General features: G+C 69.2%; 18 protein-coding genes and 3 pseudogenes. 14 read left to right on the top strand and 7 right to left on the bottom strand.

The annotated features are described in order from the left end of the window. Positions 1–63: 63 nt before the first annotated feature. Positions 64–519, top strand: coding sequence for a hypothetical protein (locus tag Ae717Ps2_RS29720; RefSeq protein WP_143510643.1), 456 nt, complete (start codon positions 64–66; stop codon positions 517–519). Positions 520–531: 12 nt separating this feature from the next. On the opposite strand, the gene Ae717Ps2_RS29715 is transcribed toward Ae717Ps2_RS29720, so the two are convergent. The 4 genes from Ae717Ps2_RS29715 to Ae717Ps2_RS29705 form a co-directional block, all read right to left on the bottom strand. Continuing rightward, positions 532–1,032 (bottom strand): nuclear transport factor 2 family protein, encoded by a 501-nt coding sequence (locus Ae717Ps2_RS29715; protein ID WP_158071571.1) that lies wholly within the window; start codon positions 1,030–1,032, stop codon positions 532–534. A gap of 118 nt (positions 1,033–1,150) precedes the next feature. Next, positions 1,151–1,762: a hypothetical protein gene (locus tag Ae717Ps2_RS37555; protein ID WP_158071570.1), complete on the bottom strand. Its 612-nt coding sequence runs from the start codon at positions 1,760–1,762 to the stop codon at positions 1,151–1,153. A gap of 332 nt (positions 1,763–2,094) precedes the next feature. After that, positions 2,095–3,012 (bottom strand): hypothetical protein, encoded by a 918-nt coding sequence (locus Ae717Ps2_RS29710; protein ID WP_143510641.1) that lies wholly within the window; start codon positions 3,010–3,012, stop codon positions 2,095–2,097. Between the two features lie 173 nt (positions 3,013–3,185). Further along, complete coding sequence (locus Ae717Ps2_RS29705; protein ID WP_143510639.1) at positions 3,186–4,517, bottom strand: hypothetical protein; 1,332 nt, start codon at positions 4,515–4,517, stop codon at positions 3,186–3,188. A gap of 297 nt (positions 4,518–4,814) precedes the next feature. Between Ae717Ps2_RS29705 and Ae717Ps2_RS40610 the strand changes: the two are divergent. Continuing rightward, positions 4,815–4,949, top strand: a pseudogene (locus Ae717Ps2_RS40610) (IS256 family transposase); the annotation flags it as partial. A 2,141-nt stretch (positions 4,950–7,090) separates the two neighbouring features. Here Ae717Ps2_RS40610 and Ae717Ps2_RS29700 read toward each other — a convergent pair. Next, the gene (locus Ae717Ps2_RS29700) at positions 7,091–7,945 is read right to left on the bottom strand and encodes a Scr1 family TA system antitoxin-like transcriptional regulator (protein ID WP_083702630.1); all 855 of its coding nucleotides are present in this window, start codon (positions 7,943–7,945) and stop codon (positions 7,091–7,093) included. Between the two features lie 567 nt (positions 7,946–8,512). Here Ae717Ps2_RS29700 and Ae717Ps2_RS29695 point away from each other — a divergent pair. The 9 genes from Ae717Ps2_RS29695 (at position 8,513) to Ae717Ps2_RS29655 (ending at position 17,206) form a co-directional block, all read left to right on the top strand. Next, positions 8,513–8,839 (top strand): WhiB family transcriptional regulator, encoded by a 327-nt coding sequence (locus Ae717Ps2_RS29695; RefSeq protein WP_083702629.1) that lies wholly within the window; start codon positions 8,513–8,515, stop codon positions 8,837–8,839. After that, entirely contained in the window at positions 8,836–9,243 is a 408-nt protein-coding gene (locus tag Ae717Ps2_RS29690) for a hypothetical protein (protein ID WP_143510637.1), read from the top strand. The genes Ae717Ps2_RS29695 and Ae717Ps2_RS29690 overlap by 4 nt, the downstream gene beginning before the upstream one ends. A 120-nt stretch (positions 9,244–9,363) precedes the next feature. After that, on the top strand, positions 9,364–9,804 hold the full coding sequence (locus tag Ae717Ps2_RS29685; protein ID WP_143510635.1) for a hypothetical protein: 441 nt from the start codon (positions 9,364–9,366) through the stop codon (positions 9,802–9,804). Next, on the top strand, positions 9,804–10,262 hold the full coding sequence (locus tag Ae717Ps2_RS29680) for a hypothetical protein (protein WP_075334458.1): 459 nt from the start codon (positions 9,804–9,806) through the stop codon (positions 10,260–10,262). The genes Ae717Ps2_RS29685 and Ae717Ps2_RS29680 overlap by 1 nt, the downstream gene beginning before the upstream one ends. 61 nt (positions 10,263–10,323) lie before the next feature. Next, the gene (locus tag Ae717Ps2_RS29675; RefSeq protein WP_075334457.1) at positions 10,324–11,265 is read left to right on the top strand and encodes a hypothetical protein; all 942 of its coding nucleotides are present in this window, start codon (positions 10,324–10,326) and stop codon (positions 11,263–11,265) included. Between the two features lie 44 nt (positions 11,266–11,309). Continuing rightward, on the top strand, positions 11,310–11,609 hold the full coding sequence (locus tag Ae717Ps2_RS29670; protein WP_143510633.1) for a hypothetical protein: 300 nt from the start codon (positions 11,310–11,312) through the stop codon (positions 11,607–11,609). Positions 11,610–11,698: 89 nt separating this feature from the next. Next, positions 11,699–13,921 (top strand): hypothetical protein, encoded by a 2,223-nt coding sequence (locus Ae717Ps2_RS29665; protein ID WP_075334455.1) that lies wholly within the window; start codon positions 11,699–11,701, stop codon positions 13,919–13,921. 691 nt (positions 13,922–14,612) lie between these two features. Next, on the top strand, positions 14,613–16,004 hold the full coding sequence (locus Ae717Ps2_RS29660) for a hypothetical protein (RefSeq protein ID WP_143510630.1): 1,392 nt from the start codon (positions 14,613–14,615) through the stop codon (positions 16,002–16,004). Positions 16,005–16,351: 347 nt separating this feature from the next. Then, positions 16,352–17,206: a hypothetical protein gene (locus tag Ae717Ps2_RS29655; protein ID WP_075334453.1), complete on the top strand. Its 855-nt coding sequence runs from the start codon at positions 16,352–16,354 to the stop codon at positions 17,204–17,206. Positions 17,207–17,257: 51 nt separating this feature from the next. Here Ae717Ps2_RS29655 and Ae717Ps2_RS40605 read toward each other — a convergent pair. Then, positions 17,258–17,629, bottom strand: a pseudogene (locus tag Ae717Ps2_RS40605) (transposase); the annotation flags it as partial. Here Ae717Ps2_RS40605 and Ae717Ps2_RS35600 point away from each other — a divergent pair. Beyond that, positions 17,543–17,914, top strand: coding sequence for a transposase family protein (locus Ae717Ps2_RS35600; RefSeq protein WP_158071569.1), 372 nt, complete (start codon positions 17,543–17,545; stop codon positions 17,912–17,914). The pseudogene Ae717Ps2_RS40605 and the gene Ae717Ps2_RS35600 sit on opposite strands and share 87 nt — an antisense overlap. 117 nt (positions 17,915–18,031) lie before the next feature. Here Ae717Ps2_RS35600 and Ae717Ps2_RS29640 read toward each other — a convergent pair whose 3' ends face one another. Further along, positions 18,032–18,493 (bottom strand): hypothetical protein, encoded by a 462-nt coding sequence (locus tag Ae717Ps2_RS29640; protein WP_075334452.1) that lies wholly within the window; start codon positions 18,491–18,493, stop codon positions 18,032–18,034. A gap of 661 nt (positions 18,494–19,154) precedes the next feature. Between Ae717Ps2_RS29640 and mobF the strand changes: the two genes are divergently transcribed. Continuing rightward, complete coding sequence (gene mobF / locus Ae717Ps2_RS29635; RefSeq protein WP_075334451.1) at positions 19,155–20,114, top strand: MobF family relaxase; 960 nt, start codon at positions 19,155–19,157, stop codon at positions 20,112–20,114. A gap of 105 nt (positions 20,115–20,219) precedes the next feature. Then, positions 20,220–21,927 (top strand): annotated as a pseudogene (locus Ae717Ps2_RS40600) (ATP-dependent RecD-like DNA helicase); the annotation flags it as partial.

Genomic DNA, 21,927 nt, shown 5'->3' with positions numbered 1-21,927 from the left:
AGGATGTCGGTCATGATGCCCATGTCATCGACGTCGATCGGGTCGCCGCGGCGGGCTCGTGAGGTGCTGGTCATCACCCGCCAGGATTTTGACCTGCCCGGCAAGGACCTTTCCCGGGCAGCGGCGGTGCTCACCGATCACTTCACCGGGCTGCTACACCGCGGTGTTCTGTCCCGCGCGGTCGCCGAGGTGATCCTCAACCCATCCCGCTGGAGCCACAACCGTCATGTCCTCACCGTGCAGGTCGACGTCGCTGCACGCGACAACGTCGCCGGGCTCGCGACCGCGCTCAACACCCTCCGCGACGGATTCCGGTTGCTCCCGATCGCGCTGCCCGACCAGTTCACCACCACCGAGATCGAGCGCCTCACCAGCATGGTCATCGGCGGCGACGACCTCCAGTTCACTACCCACGACGACCGCCACCCCAGCCACCCCAGCCCCATCAGCGGCGCCCGCCGAGCGCGCCGGTTCCCCACTACCGGAGCGGCCACGCCGCGCTCACCTCGCCCGAGGTGAGCGGGAACGCCTTTACGGATGTCCTGGGGCCTGCGAGGGAGTGGTTCCGGGGACCATCGGGTTACCGTTCGCGGTATCACCGGGGATGGCCTGGATGACATCCCAATGCTCGACGATCTTCCCGCCCTCGACACGGAAGAAGTCCGCGATCGCAGACCGTTTCCCGTCCTTCTCCGTCGACTCCGCGTGGACCACGACGATGTCGCCCTCAGCGACCACCTGCCCGATCCGGAACGTCACCCCGCTGTCCTTGACATAGGGGCCCATCGTGTCCACGAACGCCGCCCGACCGTTCGGGACCTGCGGATTGTGCTGGATGTAGTTCTCCGCGACATAGGTCTGCGCCGCCCCCGCGACATCACGGTGAACGAACGCCTGAGTGTAGAAATCGGTGACCAACTTCGCCTTGTCCACCGGAACCGGAGTCGTCGTCGGCACCGCAGCCGGCGCCGGGGTCGGCGGCACCGCCGGATGCCCACCACCGCCGGCGCCGCACCCGGCCAGCAGCACCACCGCGGACACCGCGGACACCGCGAGCCCCACCGACCGCCCCGAACGTGTCCTGACCTGCCCCGTCATCGTTGCGTTACTCACCCGGACTGCTTACCGCATCCCACATCGAGCCGATGTGTCAGCCGAGGCCCGCTGACCCGACCTGAGGAACACCTTCACCCGCCCGAGGACCAGCCGCCGCCTGCGCGGTGCCGGCGGGGCGGCGATGTTCGAGGTCGGCGGCGCGGGCGCGGTCAAACCACCGTTGCCAGTCCTCAACCCGCAGACGTCGCCCACGATCCGCTCCCGGAGCAGGAGAATGCTCCTGCCGAGCGCAGAACCCGCCTTGCGCTGCCTCGGGTGCCTCGAACGCGGCGTAAGCGTGCGGCACCCACCGGGTATGCCACTCCGCAACCTGGAAACCCGACCCGGCCGGGCCATAAGCCTGCCGATAAGCGCCATGCAGCCACGACAACGTCTCACGGCCCCACGAGTGCACCGGCCAGCACGGCGGGACCTGCCGCACCGACGGCTCCACCGTCGGGGTCAGCACGTCCCGCACCCACACACCGAGCTCATCCCACGCCGCCGCAGCGGCGGACGGATCGAGTTCCGCCCACGCCACCGGCCGAAACCCGCCCAGCCCAGCCTCGACCTCACCCGCCCCAACAGCAGCTTCGAGCTTCTCGATCCGCGGCAACTGCGCCGACAACAACGCCGACACCCGCCCCAAATCAGCACCCAACGACACCAAAACGTCCTGATCGCCCCGACTACCACCCACACCACCGGGACCACCTGAGGCACACGAGTCAGACGCCGGATGGTGCGACGACATGCAGAACAGACCTTCCCAGGAAACGCAGCAGCTCAGGAGATCGCGGGGACCGCGACGGTTTCGGAGAACCCACGCTGGTCATTGCTGAAGCCCGAGCTCTTCGGACGCGGAGCAGGGGCGATCCCGAAGTACTCGTTGACCAGTATCGGTGCCGCGGTCGCAGCCGGGGTACGATCCGCACCCGTGCGGGCGTCAAGAACAAGGCCAGCATCCGAACCCCAGGTATAGCCGTAAACAGCGCCATGCTAGACCGCAGTCACCATCGGCGGTACCCGAGTACTGCCAGGCTCGTCGACGATCCGCCACAGTTCGGCACCAGTCCTGTCGAAGCCCAGCACCGCATAAGGCTTGGCATTCTGGGAAACCTGACACACCGTCACGCTGTCGCCGTCATCGAGACAACGCCAGCCGGCCAACCGCCCGGACAATGAGCTCACGACCTCGGAGCCGGTCACAGCATCAAACACTGCGCTGCCCCGCTGCGGGGTCCCGACCAGCACCTGCCGGTCACCGATCCGGTTAACAGCCCCGGACTCGACCCCCTCCCACCGCTGGGTGCCATCGACGGCTGACAAACCCCGCACATCCGTATCAGGCCCCGAACCGTGTTTCACAACGACGGTGTCGCCGACGATCATCAGGCCGACCATCGCGGGAACAGTCCAGACGACTACACCAGAAACGAGATCGATCCCAGCGACGAAGCCCCCGGCGGTGCTGGTCGCCGAGACCAACACCAACGAGTCGTGGACACCGAGGACCGAGCTCCACCCGATCCCCGGACCAGAACCGGGAGTGAGTGCCGGGACCGGGACAGTCACTGAGAGACGTTTCGTCGCGGTCGCCGAATCCACGGCGACCAGCTCGACACCGTGCCCAGTCGGCGACGTGCCCGCAGCCGGGACCTCCACTGGGAACGCCGCCAGAACAATGCGCCCAAGCGCAGTGTCGGCCACAACCGGGTTCCCGAGCACATCGACCGCCAGATCGCCGCCGCGGCGATCGCCCAGACCGCCGCCGAGAGGATTGTCCGGCCGGACACCCGGGTGGACGGTGTGAGTGAGGAAATCGACACGGGTCAGCCCCTCAGCGTCCGCCCGCCAGCCCGCCACACCGTCGAGAACATGCACCATCGGGACCGGCGCGTCCTCCACACGGCTCATCCACACCGTCGGAGCACCGAAATCGCTCGGAGGGTCGAACGCCCGCGGCATCGGCACACCAACCGGACCAGTACCGACAGGAAGCGGACCATCGGACACGACACACCCAGCCAGCACCAGCACCACAGCACCGAAGACCGCTGCCGACCACGAACGCCTACAGCCCCGCTTCATCACGCAAGCTTCCCCGGCGCCCCCGGGAACGGCCTCACACCCGCCAAAGACTGGCCCGCCTCCCGACGCCAGCCACTCTTCCCCGAAGCCGCAGCACGCTCAGACGGAGGCAAGACACCCCGGACACGCAGGTTCCGCTTGGCCTTGGTCGCAGTTCGGTTCCCGTCGATCAATCGGTCCACCTCGGACAACGACGGCTCTTCTCCCCGTGTCCACGCCTCGGACAGGAGGATCTCGGCCTGGGTTAGCTTCGTCGTGCCCGTGTCCTCTACGACTAGTGCGGGCTCAACCGGCTCAACCACCGGAATCACCGCCGTCATCTCGTCAGCGACTTCACCATCATTATCGGTCGCAGCTTCAGGAGCAACACGTTCCGCTGTAGCCCGGCCAACGGGGTCCGGCCCAGCAACGACTTCGGCAGCGACACCGTCGGCCGGCCCGGCGGCTGCGGTGGACCCGTGACCCGTGCTGGCCCCGACAGCCGGGGGAGCCGCCGCTTCGGGCATCTCGGCCGTCAACGGCAGGTCGGCCTCGATCGCGAGTCGTCGGCGCCGGAGCCGATAGGTGCCGGCCCGGTACACAACACGGGCACCACCATCGGTGTCGATCACGGTGGCTGCGTCCCGGACCGCAGCATGCTGAGCCCGGTCCAACTTCGCCGCGGCCCGCGCCGCCAACCGCGCCGAGCGACGCTCCGCCCGCGACCGCGGCGCCCCAGCAAGAGTCAACTGGTGGGCGACAATCCCCGCTACCGACACGACCGCCATCACCGCACCGGTCTCCCATCCCCCGCCGGCCTTGTGCAGACCGTGGAGCAGGTTCATCCCGGCCGCGCCGAGGGAGAACACGACCACTCCGGCCTGCAACCCGGCCACGGGTCGCTCCGGATACCGACGTCGCGCGGTGACCACCGCCATCGCGAACGCCCACATCCCCAGCTCCGTGATACCCGCCAGCAAAAACCCGCCAGCCCCGAAAATCCTAGCCCCATAAGCAGCCATTGCCGGAGCAGCCAAAGCGAAAGACAACACCGCGATCGGGTAAATCAACAACTCGATCACATGCGCATCCACCCACCCCGCCACACGCGCCAGCGCCGCCCGCCGCGCCTCGCCCCGGGCCCGGCGCTGCTCCGCGCTGAACTGTGACGCAGCCATACGGGCATTACGGCGACGTTCCGTTCGGGCATCGTCTGCGACGATCCGCCGCTGCTGCGCCGCGGCCGCCGCGTCCTGAGTCAACTGCGCGTCCAGAACGCGATCTGCACGTCGCTCCCGGGCATGCTGCGCCCAGCGATCCGTAGCACCAGCAGGCAAATCTCGAACAGTCATCACAGGCCCTCATCCTCGACGCGGCGTGCTGCTACCCGCTCACGATACTCACGCACCTACGGCGCCCGCGACAGCCCCACCTGATCAGCATTATCCCACCCACACCTGAACCGCCGACCGAGACATCCCCGCCAACTCCACCAACCGCTCAAATGTCACCGCTCGGAATGGCATCCACCAGGGTGGTGTGCGACCGGCCCGGTGACAGTCAGAGCCTGGAGCAGGGCAGCCCCGCATGATTTTTTTGAAGACCTTTCACGACAATCAATAAAGACCACGCGATGACCCCGGTCGAGTATTGACCCGACCCGTTTCCCGCACGAGCAGCTGGCCCAGGCGAGTCCGGATCTGCTCCGTCAGATGTTGACCACGTTCATCAACACCCTCATGTCCGCCGCGGCCGATGCGGCGCGCGCCGCCGCTTACGGCGAATCGGAGCTCGGGGAGCTCGGTGGAGCTCGGAGCTCGGGGAGCTCGGTGGAGCTCGGAGCTCGGGGAGCTCGGTGGAGCTCGGAGCTCGGGGAGCTCGGTGGAGCTCGGAGCTCGGGGAGCTCGGTGGAGCTCGGAGCTCGGGGAGCTCGGTGGAGCTCGGAGCTCGGGGAGCTCGGTGGAGCTCGGAGCTCGGGGAGCTCGGTGGAGCTCGGAGCTCGGGGAGCTCGGTGGAGCTCGGAGCTCGGGGAGCTCGGTGGAGCTCGGAGCTCGGGGAGCTCGGTGGAGCTCGGAGCTCGGGGAGCTCGGTGGAGCTCGGAGCTCGGGGAGCTCGGTGGAGCTCGGAGCTCGGGGAGCTCGGTGGAGCTCGGAGCTCGGGGAGCTCGGTGGAGCTCGGAGCTCGGGGAGCTCGGTGGAGCTCGGAGCTCGGGGAGCTCGGTGGAGCTCGGAGCTCGGGGAGCTCGGTGGAGCTCGGAGCTCGGGGAGCTCGGTGGAGCTCGGAGCTCGGGGAGCTCGGTGGAGCTCGGAGCTCGGGGAGCTCGGTGGAGCTCGGAGCTCGGGGAGCTCGGTGGAGCTCGGAGCTCGGGGAGCTCGGTGGAGCTCGGAGCTCGGGGAGCTCGGTGGAGCTCGGAGCTCGGGGAGCTCGGTGGAGCTCGGAGCTCGGGGAGCTCGGTGGAGCTCGGAGCTCGGGGAGCTCGGTGGAGCTCGGAGCTCGGGGAGCTCGGTGGAGCTCGGAGCTCGGGGAGCTCGGTGGAGCTCGGAGCTCGGGGAGCTCGGTGGAGCTCGGAGCTCGGGGAGCTCGGTGGAGCTCGGAGCTCGGGGAGCTCGGTGGAGCTCGGAGCTCGGGGAGCTCGGTGGAGCTCGGAGCTCGGGGAGCTCGGTGGAGCTCGGAGCTCGGGGAGCTCGGTGGAGCTCGGAGCTCGGGGAGCTCGGTGGAGCTCGGAGCTCGGGGAGCTCGGTGGAGCTCGGAGCTCGGGGAGCTCGGTGGAGCTCGGAGCTCGGGGAGCTCGGTGGAGCTCGGAGCTCGGGGAGCTCGGTGGAGCTCGGAGCTCGGGGAGCTCGGTGGAGCTCGGAGCTCGGGGAGCTCGGTGGAGCTCGGAGCTCGGGGAGCTCGGTGGAGCTCGGAGCTCGGGGAGCTCGGTGGAGCTCGGAGCTCGGGGAGCTCGGTGGAGCTCGGAGCTCGGGGAGCTCGGTGGAGCTCGGAGCTCGGGGAGCTCGGTGGAGCTCGGAGCTCGGGGAGCTCGGTGGAGCTCGGAGCTCGGGGAGCTCGGTGGAGCTCGGAGCTCGGGGAGCTCGGTGGAGCTCGGAGCTCGGGGAGCTCGGTGGAGCTCGGAGCTCGGGGAGCTCGGTGGAGCTCGGAGCTCGGGGAGCTCGGTGGAGCTCGGAGCTCGGGGAGCTCGGTGGAGCTCGGAGCTCGGGGAGCTCGGTGGAGCTCGGAGCTCGGGGAGCTCGGTGGAGGGAGCTCGGAGCTCGGGGAGCTCGGTGGAGCTCGGAGCTCGGGGAGCTCGGTGGAGCTCGGAGCTCGGGGAGCTCGGTGGAGCTCGGAGCTCGGGGAGCTCGGTGGAGCTCGGAGCTCGGGGAGCTCGGTGGAGCTCGGAGCTCGGGGAGCTCGGTGGAGCTCGGAGCTCGGGGAGCTCGGTGGAGCTCGGAGCTCGGGGAGCTCGGTGGAGCTCGGAGCTCGGGGAGCTCGGTGGAGCTCGGAGCTCGGGGAGCTCGGTGGAGCTCGGAGCTCGGGGAGCTCGGTGGAGCTCGGAGCTCGGGGAGCTCGGTGGAGCTCGGAGCTCGGGGAGCTCGGTGGAGCTCGGAGCTCGGGGAGCTCGGTGGAGCTCGGAGCTCGGGGAGCTCGGTGGAGCTCGGAGCTCGGGGAGCTCGGTGGAGCTCGGAGCTCGGGGAGCTCGGTGGAGCTCGGAGCTCGGGGAGCTCGGTGGAGCTCGGAGCTCGGGGAGCTCGGTGGAGCTCGGAGCTCGGGACATCACGTTCTGTGTTTGTCCAGTGATTGGACAAACTACTGGACAAAGGCTGGACAAGCGGTAGACCTTAGGCGTCCTACGCGTGCGCGTGCACGCCCACGCGTAGGACACACGCTAGCACGCTCGACCTGCTGTTCAGCTAGACAAGCGGACATTCACTCACCGTCACGAACCTCAGGGAGGGCCAACCTCGACCGCTAGCCGACGAGCGATGTCCTCGACGGCAGTGATTGCCCGCTCGCCCCGCAAGCTGTTCCGTTGGTAGCAGGTGAAGTCATCCTTCAGGCGCTGCACTACTGACGGGTCGCTCTCCGGTGAGCGGTCACCGAGCGAAAGCGCCAGTCCGCCGGGACTCATGTGTGATCCGAAGTAGATACCCCCCGCAGATCCGTGATTCGCACCCACCTCGACGTTTGACGGAAGAACAGAAAGATCGATCCTGTTTCGTCGAACGAGAGATGCAATTCTGTCTAGCTGGTCGACCATCACGTACGGATTCCCAAATCGGGCGCCTAGGACCCGCGCGCTCACGACTACTTTTAAAACTACCCCGGGCGTGTAGAGAATATCCTGTCGCGAGATAAGTTCAGCCACCTGCCTGTCCAGATCACGATCCGAATCGCCCGCGGACATCAGAAGCACGCTGCGTGCGTAGGCTCCAGTTTGCAGTAGATCTGGAACGCTAGTGAACTGCCATACGCAGATCTCAGAGGCAGATCCTTCCAGTGTCGCGAGGACTCCCTTCCTCCCCCCTCTTGTTGCGCCTGCGCTTCTGACGCCATATTCCATCTTCACTAATTCACCGAAGAGGGATTCTATCTGGCCGCGATCAGCCTGTGACGCACCGGTCGCCTGAAGCCATTTCTGAAGCAGCTCGGGCGAAATCTTCGCTTTCCCTGCCTCGATTCGGACGACTCCAGACTGGCTATGGCCGATTGCTGCGGCGAGGCTTCGACCGGACAGCCCAGACGTAAGGCGTTGCCGTCGCAGCAAGTCGCCCAAATGGTTTCGCGTTACAGGGCGCGCCATTGAAAATGCCTACCTCGCTTACTTGGTTGAGTTCGCCTGTTTTCTCATTTGGGTCAGCCGAGCAGATCGCCACTTCCGTACCGAGGTCCTGCGTGTCTGATCCTGTCACCTACACCGGGGTGCTCCCTGTCGCGGCCTCGACCGAGGGCTATCTCGCTCATCTTCTTGCTGGCGAACGAGCCCGTCGCGGGACTCGTCGTGGACACGACGTGACCTGCACCCGTGCCCATCCCGGACGCCTCGACCGATTCGCCGAGTTCATCGATCACGACCACGCTGTGCTCGTCGGCGCCGGATCTCCTTCGTGCCGCGACCCCGCTGGTCCCCGGCCCCCACTGGGTTCAACGGCGTGGGGCCTCGTCCTCGTCGCGGCGTGCTGTTGCCGATTCGCCAGTGGGATCACTCGCGCTTCGGCCTCCAGCAGCACTGCCCACAGGGAGCTTGACTCCCTCGCGAGACTCAGCCAAGATGAGTCATGAGTCATGAGTCAGTGAGGGTCGAGAGTCAATAAGGTTCAGGCGGCCTCGGCGGGTAGCGCCCCACCGAGGCCTGCGAGTCACCACCTGCATGAAGGAGGAGACCCACGTGGTCGAGCGTAGTCCTGTCTTTGATGACGATCCGGGACCTGTAGTCCCGGTCCCGCCGGAGTTGTCGTCGCACCCGGGGCGGCACTGTGTCGGTGTCGCCCCGGAGGTGTTCTTCCCGGTCTCTGAGCTGGGCGTGTTGCAGGCCCGGCTTGTGTGCACCGGCTGCCCGGTCCGTGTCCTGTGTCGGGATTGGGCGAGCGCGACAGGCCAGGACGGCATATGGGGCGGCACCACCGCCACCGAGCGTGATACGACCCGGCACGCGGAGATCCGTGTCGCGGCGGCACGGCCGGCGGTGGCGGCATGACCGCACCTACCACCGCGACGGCTACCGAAAGGGCTGCTGCCGGCCCGGTGTCGCGGGCGCGGATCGCGCACACCATCCTGCGGCGAGTCGAGACCCAACGAGCCCAGTTCCTCACCGCTTACGGCCGCGCCACCACACCCATCGATCGAGCCACGGCGGCGCTGGCCGCGGTCCGCGCCGCGCTCCCGGCCGCAGTCACCCGCCCGCTGGCCGAATCGACCGAGATCAGGCGACGCCTGGAACAGATCACCGACGACCTCACCGACCTACTCGGCGAACTACACACCGCGCAGGAACGTGCGGCGGAGACTGCGATCCGTGCGAAGCAGCGCACCGCTGCCCGCAGCCAGGCTCGCCGCGAGCAGCGACACGCCGCCGCCACCGCCGCAGGTGGTGAGTCGTGATGCATGTCCGCGCCCGATGTGCGCTCTGCGGTCGGTCGTTCGAGATGCCGCGTGATGGCGGCACGCCGCCGCGGACCTGTGGCCGTTGCCGTCACTGGCAGAAGGTGGGGGGTGGTCGTCGTGCCTCAGCCGATCTCTGACCAGCAGGACGAGGCCCCAGCGGCCCGGCCCGGCCTCTACGTCGTCGACGCGCCCGCTCCCGGAAGGTCGAACCCGGACGGTCCAAGGGCCGTCGACGAGCCGGCCGCGGCAGTGGCGCCGTTGGCGCCATGGGACCAGCGCCTCATCGACGTAGTCCGTGATGTGGTGGAGGCCCGGCCGCGGTGGAACCAGACTCCGCCCTCGTATGCCCAGACCTGGGCGTACTCGCGTACCGGGGACTGGACCACATCGCAAAATCCACTGGTCCACGGCGTGCACGCGGCGCTGACGCTGGCCGCCCTGGCCGTGGTGTTCCCGCTGGACTGGCTGTGCAACGTGATCCGGGACAAACCATCCGGCTTCGTGATCACGATCATCGTCATCGCTCTACTCGTCCTCGGCTTCCTGGGCGGTGGGTGATGTCGTGGTCGATGTTCATCCCGTCGTCGATGCCCGCGCTCGGCGCCCTCGCACTCATCCTCGCGGTGCTGCTGGTTTTCCTGGATGTGCCCGGTAAGGGCGTGGATTGGGAGAAGGTCGCCGCCGTCCTGGCGGTGGTCGGCGGGTTCGGTGTCGGCGGCGCCTCCGCCGGCTGGTTCGGCGCCCTGTTCCAGAACTTGTCCGGCGGGGCGCTGGCCGGTGCTGGGCAGGCCACCGCCCAGCTGGTCGGAGTCAGTGCGGTCGGTGCGGTCGCGGCCGCCGCCGGGCTGTGGGCCTACAGCCGTCTGCGGGGGTCGGGGATCACCGCCGCGACCCGGTCGAAGTCACTGATAGTCGTCGCCGCCCTGGCCCTGGTCGGGACCGTCCTGGCCGGTGTCCCGCGCCTGTACCCGGCAGCGGATGCGTTCATCGCCGCCCTCGCCGCATCCCTCACCTGATGACACCGCAAGTTCTAGCTGTGTGCCGATACGGCGCTAGAGAAGGAAGGAGGTGGGTCGGGTGGAGGCGTTTTTCCTGACCTGTGTCGTGGTGGCGTTCTTCGTGACCAAGGGCCGCACCGACACCGCCGCCTACACCGCGGGCAAAGAACCACCCGGCCTCGCGCGGGCCCGGATGCGCCACGACGCCGGCGGCGGCGCCCGCACCCCGTCGGGTCGTCCGGTCGGGCGGGGCGCGTTCGGGCTCCTGGTCGCCTCTCGTTGGACCGAGGCGTGTCGGGCCGCGCAGCACCGGGCCGAGCATCGTGCGGCGCGGCGGCGGGCCTGGTACGACGCCACCGCCCCCGGCCGGGATGAGCGGTGGCGCGCCACCCAGCGGCGGCGGCTGGAGCGGGCGGATCGAGCGCGGGCCCGCTGGGCCCAGGCCCGCGGCCTCACCACCGGTGTCGGCTCGAGTGGCCGGACTGATCGGGCGGGCAGGGCGGTGCCGGAGCCGTGGGGACGACGACGGCCCGGGACGGGCCCGGCGGCCGTCGCAGGTGGTGCAGCGGTGACCGCAACAGACGATCCCGGCCCGCCCACCTCGGCCGGGGACACACCGGTTCCCGGCCCGGCCCCGGACGGTGTCGACAACACCGGCACCGACACCGACGACACCGATCCGACCACCTCGCCGGGTCCGGCCGCGCCGATCCTGGCGACGACCAGCACGACTACTGCTTCTGGAGGTCACGGAATGTATGAGACCGCTGTCGCCCGGCTGACCGCCGCGGCGGAGGCCTGCGGCCTGTATCAGTCCCAGCTGTCGGGTTTCGTCGACCGGCTCGCCGGTCAGGGCTGGGGCGGCCAGGTCACCGGCCCGCTCACGGACTCGCTGACGGGGCTGGCCGCGGCTGAGGCGTCGTATCGGGACCTGGCCGGGCAGATGCGCGCCCAGGGCGACCAGGGCCGGGACGCCTACGAGGCGGCGCCCTATGTGCCGGGCCCACACGCCGTCCTCTAACCCGCTGACAAGCGCACACGCCAGAAGGAACGGAGCAGAAGCCCATGACGGCAGTACTGGATGGTGACGGGAACCACGAATACATCGCGGCGGCGTTGCGGGACGCCGCCACCGATCTGGAACAGCTCATCGCCGGCCACCGGGTGATCGCCGACGAGTTCGAATCCCACGGCTGGGTCGGCCTCGACGCCCTCGAGGTCGCAGGCACCCAGCTCGCCGCGGTCATCGACTCGTTGTCGACCGTGGCCGAGCGGGTCGGTGTGGGTGGGCAGATCGTCGCCGACGCCCACACCACCCACCACATGATCGGTCGGGCGTCGAAGACATCCCTCGGCCACACCTGACCTGGCGGGTGCTCCGGCCCCATCAGCCTCTCTCAACACCTGTCCTGGAACACCGTCCTGACCAGCGGAAAGATCAAGGAGGGATCCTCATGGCCCGGTCGTCGGTGGTGACGCGGCGGACGCGGTTCGAGCACGCCGCCCGGCTCGCCGCCGAGCGGGCGGCAGCCCGGGAGAAGGACCGCGGTGACGTCGCCGGCGAGACGGCGTCGTCAGGTGCCCATGCGGCGGCGTTCTGGTCGCGGTTGAAGGCCGCCGTCGTCCCGACCGGTGACCGGGGCGCCCCGCTGGAGGTCGGTGGTGATGATCGGTGCGAGAACGCGCGGCGGGTGTTGGTCGCGGATCGGAACAGTCGTCGGCGCTGGCCCTGGATCCCGGCCGCCGCTGGTGGTGGTGTCGGGATGGGCGGGCACTGGATCGGCGCCGCCGCCGCCGCGCTCGGCGCCACGACAGACCCGGGAGTGTTCGCCGGCCCGGCTGCCGCGCTCCCGGTCGCTGCGGCCGTGCTGGGCGCAGCCCGTTACCGATCCCATGTCGGTCGGTGGTGGCCTGAGTTGTGTGTGAGTGGTGCGGGTGCATCAGTTCTGGCCCACGCACTCGCCACGACGGGCCCGTCGCCGCTGCTCGGCGCCGCCGCAGTCCTCGGCACGACCGTGCTGGGCACCCGTTGGTGGCGGGCCCATCCGCTCGGCCCACAGGTCGTGCCGTTGACGTCATCCGAGCTGCCGGCGCTCGCCCCGCCGGACCCCGAACACGACCGGTACTGCCTGGCGTGGGCGCAGACCAACGGCTCCAAAACCGGGAAGGTCCCCGGGTCGAGGCTGACGAACCGTGTCGACGGGCCCTACACGACGACGTTCGACGTCGTCCTGGCTCGTGGTGTGCACACCGTCGCCGATCTGCTCACCCACCGGGTCCGCCTCGCCGGTGGCCTCGGGGAGCCCGCCGACCGAGTCCTGTTCGCCCCGGCCGCAGCCGGGGAGAGCGCCGCGCGGGCGCGGTTGACGGTCATCCACACCGACCCGGTCGCCGACACCCGCTATTTCACCGTGCCGCGCGTGCACGACGGACTCATCCAGGGTGTGGGGCGGTCGGTCGATGGGACCGGTGAGGTCGACGTCGTGATGTGGAACGACTCGGGGACGGTACCGACGATGATCGTCGGTTCCACCGGCGGCGGGAAGTCCGGGGCGACGAACATCCTGACCACCGCCGCACTGTCCACCGGCGTGCTCAACCTGCTCTACGCCGACCCGAAAGGGAACTCCTCCACCGCCCTCGCCACCCGCGCCCGGGTCGCGGTCATCGGCAAACACAACGTCCTCGCCCTGCCGAGGCTGATCGGCGTGATCCTGGCCGCCCGCGCCCGGATCGCCGCGCAGCTCGGCTCGGACCTGATCTTCCCCAGTGTCGAGATGCCGGGGTGGATGTTCCTGCACGACGAGTACTCCTTCGTCGCCCACGACCCGACCACCGCCGCGTTGTGGACCGAGACCGTGAACACCGTCCGCGCGCTCGGCGTGTGGGTGGTCGGCTGCAACCAGTCCCAAGGACAAGCCGCCTGGGGCGGTGACCACGCCCGGTCGGCGTTCGCCTCCCAGGTCATCGCGTTCCGCACCAACTCCAAATCCTCCTCGGACCTCGTACCCGGGCTGGTGTTCGACCCGAACGAGCTCCCCCTCGACGACGCCCGGCCACGACGCCCGGTCCCCGGGATGGCCGTCCACGCCCACCTGGACGCACCCGTCCGCTGGGACTGGCTCCCCAGCGACGCTGACGCCGCCCGGATGACCGCGACCGGCCGGCCGGCACCCGAGCTGACCGTGTCGACCGCGTTCGACCGGCACTTCACCCAACCCGACCTGCACCCACTCGACACCGCCGCGATCACCACCGTCCTCGGCCCCGCCATCAACGGGCGCTGGCAGATCGGCGGCCTCGGCGGCACCCACCACCTCACCGACGGCGGCGCTGCCGGAGCCGGAGCCGGGGCTGGGAGCGGGCGGGGCGGGCTTCGGCGCAGCCCGCAGCCGTCCTGGGGAACCCGCACCGCCACCGCCGACACCCCACCTGCACCTGCGCCGGCGGGTGCGGGTGGGGTGTCACCGGTGCAGGCCGAGGTCCTCGCCCTGATCGAGGGCGGCACGACCGCGACCGCCGAGCTGGTCGCGGCGGCGGCGGCGTCGAAGGCCGCGGTGCACGACGCCCTCGACACACTCATCGGGCAGGGACGGATCGCGCGTGTCGCCCGCGGCCGCTACCAGGCCACCACGGTGGCGGCCACGGCTGCACCCGCCGAGGCGTCCCCGACATGATGAACCGGATGAACCCGACACACAGACGGAGACCGGCGCAGCGGTGGGTCGGGGACCGTCGGGCGGCGACACTGCTGATGGCCGTGGCCGCGCTGGGCGTGGTCGTGCTAGGCGTTCCAAGACGCCGCTGGCGACTCTGGCGGTGGCGGGTTATCGATACCGGCGCAGCCGGTCGGGGTGCGCCGTGGCAAGCCGATCGACTGTGCGCGCAGGTCGAACCTCACGCAGGGCACCCAAAAATTCCACTATAGCTGGTTCTCGCCGGGTCGGTCGACGCCGCCCCATGCGGGCGGGCCTGCATCGACCCGATACTCTCTGTGTATGTGAGGCTACATAATTGAACGGGCGCAGCGCCCCCACCATTTCCAAGGAAAAAGGCGCTGCGCCAACCAACGCTCGGATGGCTATTCATCTCGCCGTCCGAGGGAAAGGGTAGCGCATGCTCGGCCCCCTCGGCCCCCTCGGCCCCCTCGGCCCTCTCGGCCCTCTCGGCCCTCTCGGCCCTCTCGGCCCCCTCGGCCCTCTCGGTTTCGGTCCGCAGTGGTCGGTGTCCGGTCTTGACCAGGGGATCTGGTCGCTGCCCGTGCCCGTTCCGGGGGAGTTGGCTGTTGCGGCGGTCGTGGTGGCCGGGGTCGGCTGGCGTTCTGTCTGTGAGCCGGCTGCTGCGGCGCCGGTGATGTGTACGGGTTGTGTGCGTCGTTCCGGACGGGCGCGGGACACGGTGCTGGACTCGGTCGTCTGCGACTACTGCTGGGCGGCGATCACCGGCGATGCTGACCCCGGAGCCGGTGACGACGAGGCCGCCGGGGTCCTGCCGCGGACTGCCCGGGACTGGGTGGGCGCGATCCGTGCTTCGGCCTGGTATCGGGAGCTGCGTGGTGATGTCCGTCCCCGTTTGGATCTTCTGCTCGACGAGCTCGCCCGCCGTGCGGACTGGGAAGATCACTACACGTGGCCGACCTGGGCGCAGTTGCAGGAGGTGTCGGGGTGGGCACGGTCCTCGGTCGCGTCCTGGCTCGCGAAGCTGCGTGAGGCGGGCTGGTTGCTGCTGGTCGAGTCCGGTTCGACCCCGCAGTACCGCGGGCCGCTCCAGACCGCGATCCACGGCCGGCGCGGGAACCGGGCAGCGGTCTACCAACTCCGCCTGCCCGACCACGCGGTCACCGAGTCGAACACCGCCAAGCACCGCGACCGCGACCGCCCGCTCACCGAGATCGGCGACATCCCCTCCGAAAGCTTCTCCTCGGGCCCGTCCGAGACCCCGTCGGGGTCGTTGCGCGGCGAAAGTTGGACCCCAACGGGGTTTACTCTTACCGAAGGTAAGAGTTCTGTTCACACGCGCGCGAAAACGATCATCCACAACCCGGCCGCCGGCCGTGCCGGGACCGCTACGCGGCCGTCGCGGCAGACCCGGACGGTCCGGCCCGAGCCGCCCCACCAGGCCCGCCGCTACGGGGACTGGTTCGATGACCGGGTGCCGCGCACCGGGGGGGAGATGCTCGCCGCCGCACGCCAGCTCCGCGACGACCCCCTGCTCCCGCGGTTGTCCCCGCGGGCGATCCGGGCACGGATGAAACCCTTCTGGCGGGCCGGATGGACCAACAACGACCTACGTCACGCCCTGGCACACCAGCCCACACCCGAGCCCACACCTGTTGGACCCACACGCCCGGTCGAGCGCTGCCCCGCCTCCCAGGTGCGCTGGCCTACGGCGTGGCTCCGCCACCGCCTCGCACCCTGGACCGGCCCGGGCGGGCCCCTCACCGCCCCACACCTCGACGCCGAACGCCGGGCCGGCCTCGCCGCCCGGCACGGCCACGCCGCCGCGCAGCGGCTGCCCTACGGCCACACCCAACTCACCGCCACCGCCCTCCAGGCCACCGACCAGCAACACACAGACGCCCACACGACCCTGGCCCGTAACCAGGCCCGCGACCACCACGCACTACTCACCGGACTCATCCCCGACCACGACCCCGACCACACCACCACCAGCACCCGGCAGAGCGCCCTCGCACACATCACCGCTCTACTCGCCGACCAGCGGTCCCGACGGCTCAGCTCGGCCGCGGCGTCATGCTGAACACCGACACCCACCCCCGGCCGCGCGTTATCGCCGCGCACGAACGGTGCTGCCGCGCCGCTTCCGGTCCTCGCCCGCTAGCGCGGGCTGCGGTCCGGGTCGACTTGCCCACGACGCAGCGGTCCCCCGGGTCGTGCCCGGCGTGGCGATCCGCCACCGGCCACCGGGGCCCGCGCCGGTGAACCGGTCGGTCACCCTGATGCCTACGATCACGACGACCCACGTGACGGCGAGGCCGCTCTGGTCGTGGCGAAGAACCGGGGGTGGCGCCGCACGCACTGTCGCTGTAGCCCACCAGCTGCGCTACAGCCGCTTCGCCGGCCCCGGCCGACGACGAGACCACCGGCATGAGCACCGAGAACAGGAAGGCCCCGATGCAGTCCGAGTCCGAGTCCGAGTCCGAGTCCGGGCCTGCGCCGGTGTCGTTCCCGTTCGGGCCGGGGTCGATGCGGCGGTTGGGGAACGGAAGGAAACGGGCTGCGGTGGTGCCGGCGGCCCAGGCGGTGTTGCTGGGCGCCGGGTCGTCGGTAGCGGCGCGCGCGTCGGCCGGGGATGCCCGCCTGCCGTTGCAGGTCATCGCCCGTCACGACCTCCCCGGTGGCCTTGACGGACTCCCCGAGCTGGCCGAGACAGCGGGTCTGACGCTCGCTGATCTCACGATCGAGCCGCAGTGGTCCGGTTACATCGAGGAAACGCGGGAGAACGTCCCAGGTGCAGCGGTGCTGCTGGTCGTGGAACCGACCGGACCGATGACCGGGACCCTGTCCGGTAGGAAGAAAAAGAAGCCGGACGGCCTGGGGGCCTTGGCGTGGTATCGGGTGGATCTGGACTTGCTGCCCCCGCCGGCTGCGCCGATCTACTCAGCTGATCAGAAAACCCTGGCCGCGCGGATCACGACCGTGCTCGATCACCTCGCTCCGGCAGCAGAAACCCGGGAGGCAGCCGAGGCCGTCGTCGAGGTGCTGCTGCAATCAGGGCGGGCCCACGGGAAGGTCACACCCGAGCTGCACGCCGAGCTCGGGCAGCCCCGCGTCAATGCGACGGTGGACTGGCTACGACGGAACAAGCTACTGGTCGGGCTGGCCCGGGAACGGGTGTGGAGCCCACGCCTGCTCGTCGGGTTACGCGTCCGGATACCGGTCTCACAGGCCGGCGACCGCACCCCTGAACCAGACCGACCGCCGCGGGCAGCGCGGCGATAACCCCGGCCCACCATGACGTCCCCCTGAGAGGGTGTTGTGAAACCTGGGCGGTCAGTCCTTGAGGTCTTCTGCTAGCCGGCGGGCTGCTTCGATCTCGACCGGGCTGGTCGGTGGGGCGAGTTCCTCACCAGCCAGCCGCGCGGCCATCAACCGGATCATCGCGAACTGGATCATTGCCTCGGCGTGAGCGGTCTTGCGTTCGTAGTCCCGTGCCAAGCGTCTGCACCTCGTCAACCAGCCAAAGGTTCTCTCCACCACCCACCGGTGGGGCAGCACCTGGAACCCTTTCACGGCCGCGTTCTGCGGAACGGCCACGATCTCCAGGTTCTCCTGCTTGTGCGCCCAGGCCACCAGAGCGGCGTCCACGGAGTTGACGTAGTCGCTGTCGACCCAGACCAGCCCGAGCTGTGGGAAGCGGGCCCGGACGCTGTCACCAGCCAGAACATCCAGGCGTGGGCGGACAAGGCCTACCAAGGCGCCGGGGGCACGGTCCGGACCCCCTACAAACGCCACCGGACCCGACCGCGCCTGTCACCCGGCCAGAAAGCGGTGAACCGTGCTCACGCCCGGATCCGGTGCCGGGTCGAGCAAGCCGTCGCCGAACTCAAACGCTGGCACGTGGTGGACCGGTTCCGCTGCTGTCCCCACCGCGCGCACACCATCACCGCCGCGATCACCGTCCTGAACCGCATCGAAACCCGCCGCTGACCAGCACAAACACGATGGAAAAGGCTCGTGGACTCCAGCGCGCTCTGTGGACGGAACTCGGCGGCGGCGGCATGCCGGCTCGTCGCACCTCGGAGGTGGTCGAGGTGTTGGAGATTGTCAGCCTTCCATCTCGCCGCGGCGGACGGCGCTGCTGGTGTGGCGGGCGATGTTGACGATGCCGTCACCGGTGAGGTCAGCGATGGCGCGACAGGTCAGACCGCGTTCGTAGAGGGCGACGATGCGCTGCCGCCGCTGGCGGCGCGATGTCGGCCGGGGCCAGGTCGCCGCATCCTTTTTGATCTTCGCGATCCGGTGACTGTTGTTGAGTTGCTGGACGAAACGGATCTTTTGTGCGCGGTTCCATTCGCCGAGTTCCTCGGAGCGCGCCCAGAGTGCCGCAACGTAGGAATGATCCAAACTGAAGAGCTCGCTGATCTCACGGGTACTTAAGCCATCCGCCCGTAGCGCGAGAACCTGGAGACGGACCCAGGTGTCGGCATCTGCCAGGCCATCGTCGAATCCGCCGGTGATCCCATCTCCCCACAGGTCGTCCTTGGTCCAGGAGTTGCCGGGGATCATATGGATCCACCTTCCCGCATTATAGGTGCGCCATCTGGAGCATGCATTCGCATTCCGTTGTGTTTCGTCCACTCTCCAGCGGGTCGTCGCCAGTGTGTTGATGTGGATTCTCAATGGGTTTTTATGTCGTTTTTTCTGCTGGCCTGGCGAATGTTTCGGCGCGGATTTTATCGGGGAGTGTCTAGGTTGAACAGGGTGGTTTGGAGTGGGGGCGCGGAACGTGTTCGCCTCGTGACGAGTGCGCATTTTCGGCAGTTCGCGGGGGTGGCGGTGGCGGTGAGGTCGTTGGCCGCGGCGAGTCCGGCCCAGCCCTGGTTGCAGGCCGGTATAGGCAGGGTGAGGTCACCGAGCCAGCCTTTCCAGGCGATGTCGTGGGTGATCGGGGAGCGGCCGATCCGTAGTCCGCCGGCCGGTGAATCGGGCGGCTTGCGCGGCCGCGAATGCGTCCGGGTCCACCTCCTCCACGCCCACCTCCCCGGCTCGCGGTGCCTCCTGTGTGCCGTCCCTCGTCGACTCCGATCCGGACCGGCCGCAGTCGCTCCGTGACGCCGCCGTGGGTCCGGCTGCCTGCGCACAGTGAAGCCCACCCCAAGATCAAAGTCAAGGACAGGACCTATGCATCATCTGATGATCTTCGGCTGGGTGGGGTAGGGTGGCCGGTGTGTTGCGGGTGATCGCGGTGGGTGCGGGTGCGGTGGAGTACCTGGTGCGTGGGTCGGGTTGCGCCGCGCACGAGTCCCGGGGGGAGACTGTGGACGGGCCTGGTTATTACGCGAAGGCGGTGGCTCAGGGGGAGTCGGCGGGTCGTTGGTTCGGTACGGGGATGGCTGGGCTTGGCCTGTCGTTCGCCTCGGGCGAGACGGTCGCGGCGGATGACGTTCGTGCGGTGTTCGGGCAGTTGCGGCATCCGGATTCGTCGGAGAGGGATCCGGTGTTCATTGGGTCTCGGCCTCGGAAGTATCTGTCGGCGGAGCAGCGTGTCGAGCGGGCTCTGGGTCGGGAGAAGGGCTCGCCAAGCGCGGAGCGGGTGGAGGAGGTCCGTCGGTCGGCGGAGTCGGATGGGCGCCGGTCGGTGGCGTATTACGACTGGGTGTTCGCGGCGCCGAAGTCGGTGAGTGTGTATTACGCGGCGTTGATCGCGGCGGGTGCGACCGAGGCTGCGGAGAAGGTTCGTGGGGCGCATGAGTCGGCGGTGGAGTCGGCGGTGTCGTTTGCGGATGCGCGGGTGGCGGTGACGAGGACGGGTCGTCATTCGGGTCCGCGGTCGGTGGCGGGTATGGGGGTGTTCGAGCAGGGTTCGGGGACGACGTGGTCGTTGTGGGCGCATTCGACGAATCGTGAGGATGAGCCGCATCTGCACACGCATGCGGCGTTGCTGAATCGCACCTCGACTTCTGGGGGGAAGGTCGGCGCGTTGGATGGGGCGTCTTTTCGTGGGCTGAAGCAGGCGGTGGACGCGGTCTATCAGCAGTCCTTGGAGCAGCGTTTGACGGCTGAGTTGGGTGTGGGGTGGCGGGATCGTCCGGATGGGTTCGCCCGGGAGATCGCGGGGATCGATCAGGCGTTGATGGATGCGGCGTCGACGCGACGAAGCAGCTTGAGGACCGTGTCGCGGCGATGAAAGCGGAGCTGTCGGCGCGGGCTGGGGGTGGGGAGTTGTCGGCTGCGGTGTTGCATCGTGTGGCGCGGTTGGCGTCGTTGGAGACGCGTGCGCCGAAGTCAGCCGATGCGGGGCCGCGGGCGTTGGCGCGGTGGGCGCGCGCGCATGCTGATGCTGCGGTCGAGGTGTTGTCGGGAGCTGCGGAAGCTGCGGTGGGTGGCCGGTGTCAGCGTCGATGAGCCGGTTGATCGGGATGCGGTGTTGTCGGCGGCGGTAGAGCGGGTGTCGGCGTTGGTATGCGGTGTGGGACATCGGGAACCTGGCCCTGGCGGTCAAGGCGCAGGTCGGGATCGGTGGGAGGTTCTCGGGTTGGCGGGGGCGTCGGAGTCTGAACGCGGTGCGGCGTTGTTCGATCTTGCTCGGGAGGCGGTGGGCCGACCGGATGTGGTGCAGGTGTCGATGACCGAGCCCGCGCCGATCCCGGATGGGTTGCGCCGGGAGCGGGGCGGGCGGTGGACGCTGACGGGTCGAGGGTGGTCGGGGCCGGCGGGTATGTCCTGCGGGGGGCGCATCGTGAGCGTTACACCTCGGCGGCGCATCTCGGGCGTGAGGAGGCCGTGGTCGCGCGGGTGTCGGGGCCGCTGGATGTCGGTCTGGCACCTGGGAAGGCTGCGGGGTCGGGCGGAGCTGTCCGGGCACGGCCTGAGCGACGATCAGGTCCACGCCGCCTTGACGGTGCTGACCTCCCGGGTCGCAGGGGATGTCGTCGTCGGTCCGGCGGGTGCGGGGAAGTCGCGCACCATGTCGGCGCTGGCGCAGGTGTGGTCCCGTGAGGTCGGGGGCGGGTGTGGGGGTTGACGACGTCGCAGATCGCGGCGAACAACCTCGCCGACGCTCACATCGACGCGATCAACACTGCGGTGTTTCGCGGGGCGGTTCACCCCCGGAGAGGACGGGCAGGTCCGTGATCGGTTCTTCGTGGGAGATCTGGTGGTCGTCGATGAGGCGGGGATGACTTCCACCGTCGATCTGCACCTGATCACGAGCCTTGCTGCTGAGGCGGGTGCGAAGGTCGTGTTGACCGGGGACCCGGAGCAGTTGGGCGCGGTCGGTGCGGGCGGGTTGTTCTCCCACTGGTGGGTACGGCGTCGTCGGTGGTCGAGTTGCAGACGGTGCACCGGTTCGCCCAGGACTGGGAGAGGGCGGCGTCACTGCAGGTTCGGGCGGGGGACACGGCGGCGGTCGCGGAGTATCTGTCCCGGGGTCGGTTGCACGCGGGCTCGGTGGAGGAGATGGAGACGGGTGCGTCGCGGTCGTGGCTGGCCGACACCGTCGCCGGCCGTTCGTCGTTGCTGATCGTGGCGGGCAATGAGCAGGCCGCGCAGCTCTCGAGGCGGTTGCGGGAGCAACTGATCGGCCTCGGTCGTGTCGACCCGGCCCCGGTCGGGCGGGTGCACGGTGTTGAACCGGGTGGTCAGGCAGTGTCGGTCGGTGATCGGGTCCAGGCTCGACTCAACGACCGCAGTGTGCGGGTGGACCTCCCGGCTGGTGCCCGTGGGGGGCATCGGTGTGCGCAGGTCACCAACCGGGAGGTCTACACCATCGTCGGTGAGACCCGGGATGGCAATGGTGATCACTTTCTGTTGGGGCGTGATGGGCAGGGTGTGACGGCGTTTTTCCCCGCTGCTTATGCCGCTCAGTATTTGCGGTTGGCTTATGCGGGGACGGTGCATGCGGCGCAGTCGTTGACGGTTGACACCGGGCATGCGGTGATCGGTGAGGGGATGGGCCGGGACGCGGTGTATCCGGCGATCACCCGGGGCCGGGTGGAGAA

This window comes from Pseudonocardia sp. Ae717_Ps2 (assembly GCF_001932475.1).
GTDB lineage: Bacteria > Actinomycetota > Actinomycetes > Mycobacteriales > Pseudonocardiaceae > Pseudonocardia.
The sequence above is the reverse complement of the archived record's forward strand: the minus strand, read 5'-3'. Positions and strand labels throughout refer to the sequence as shown.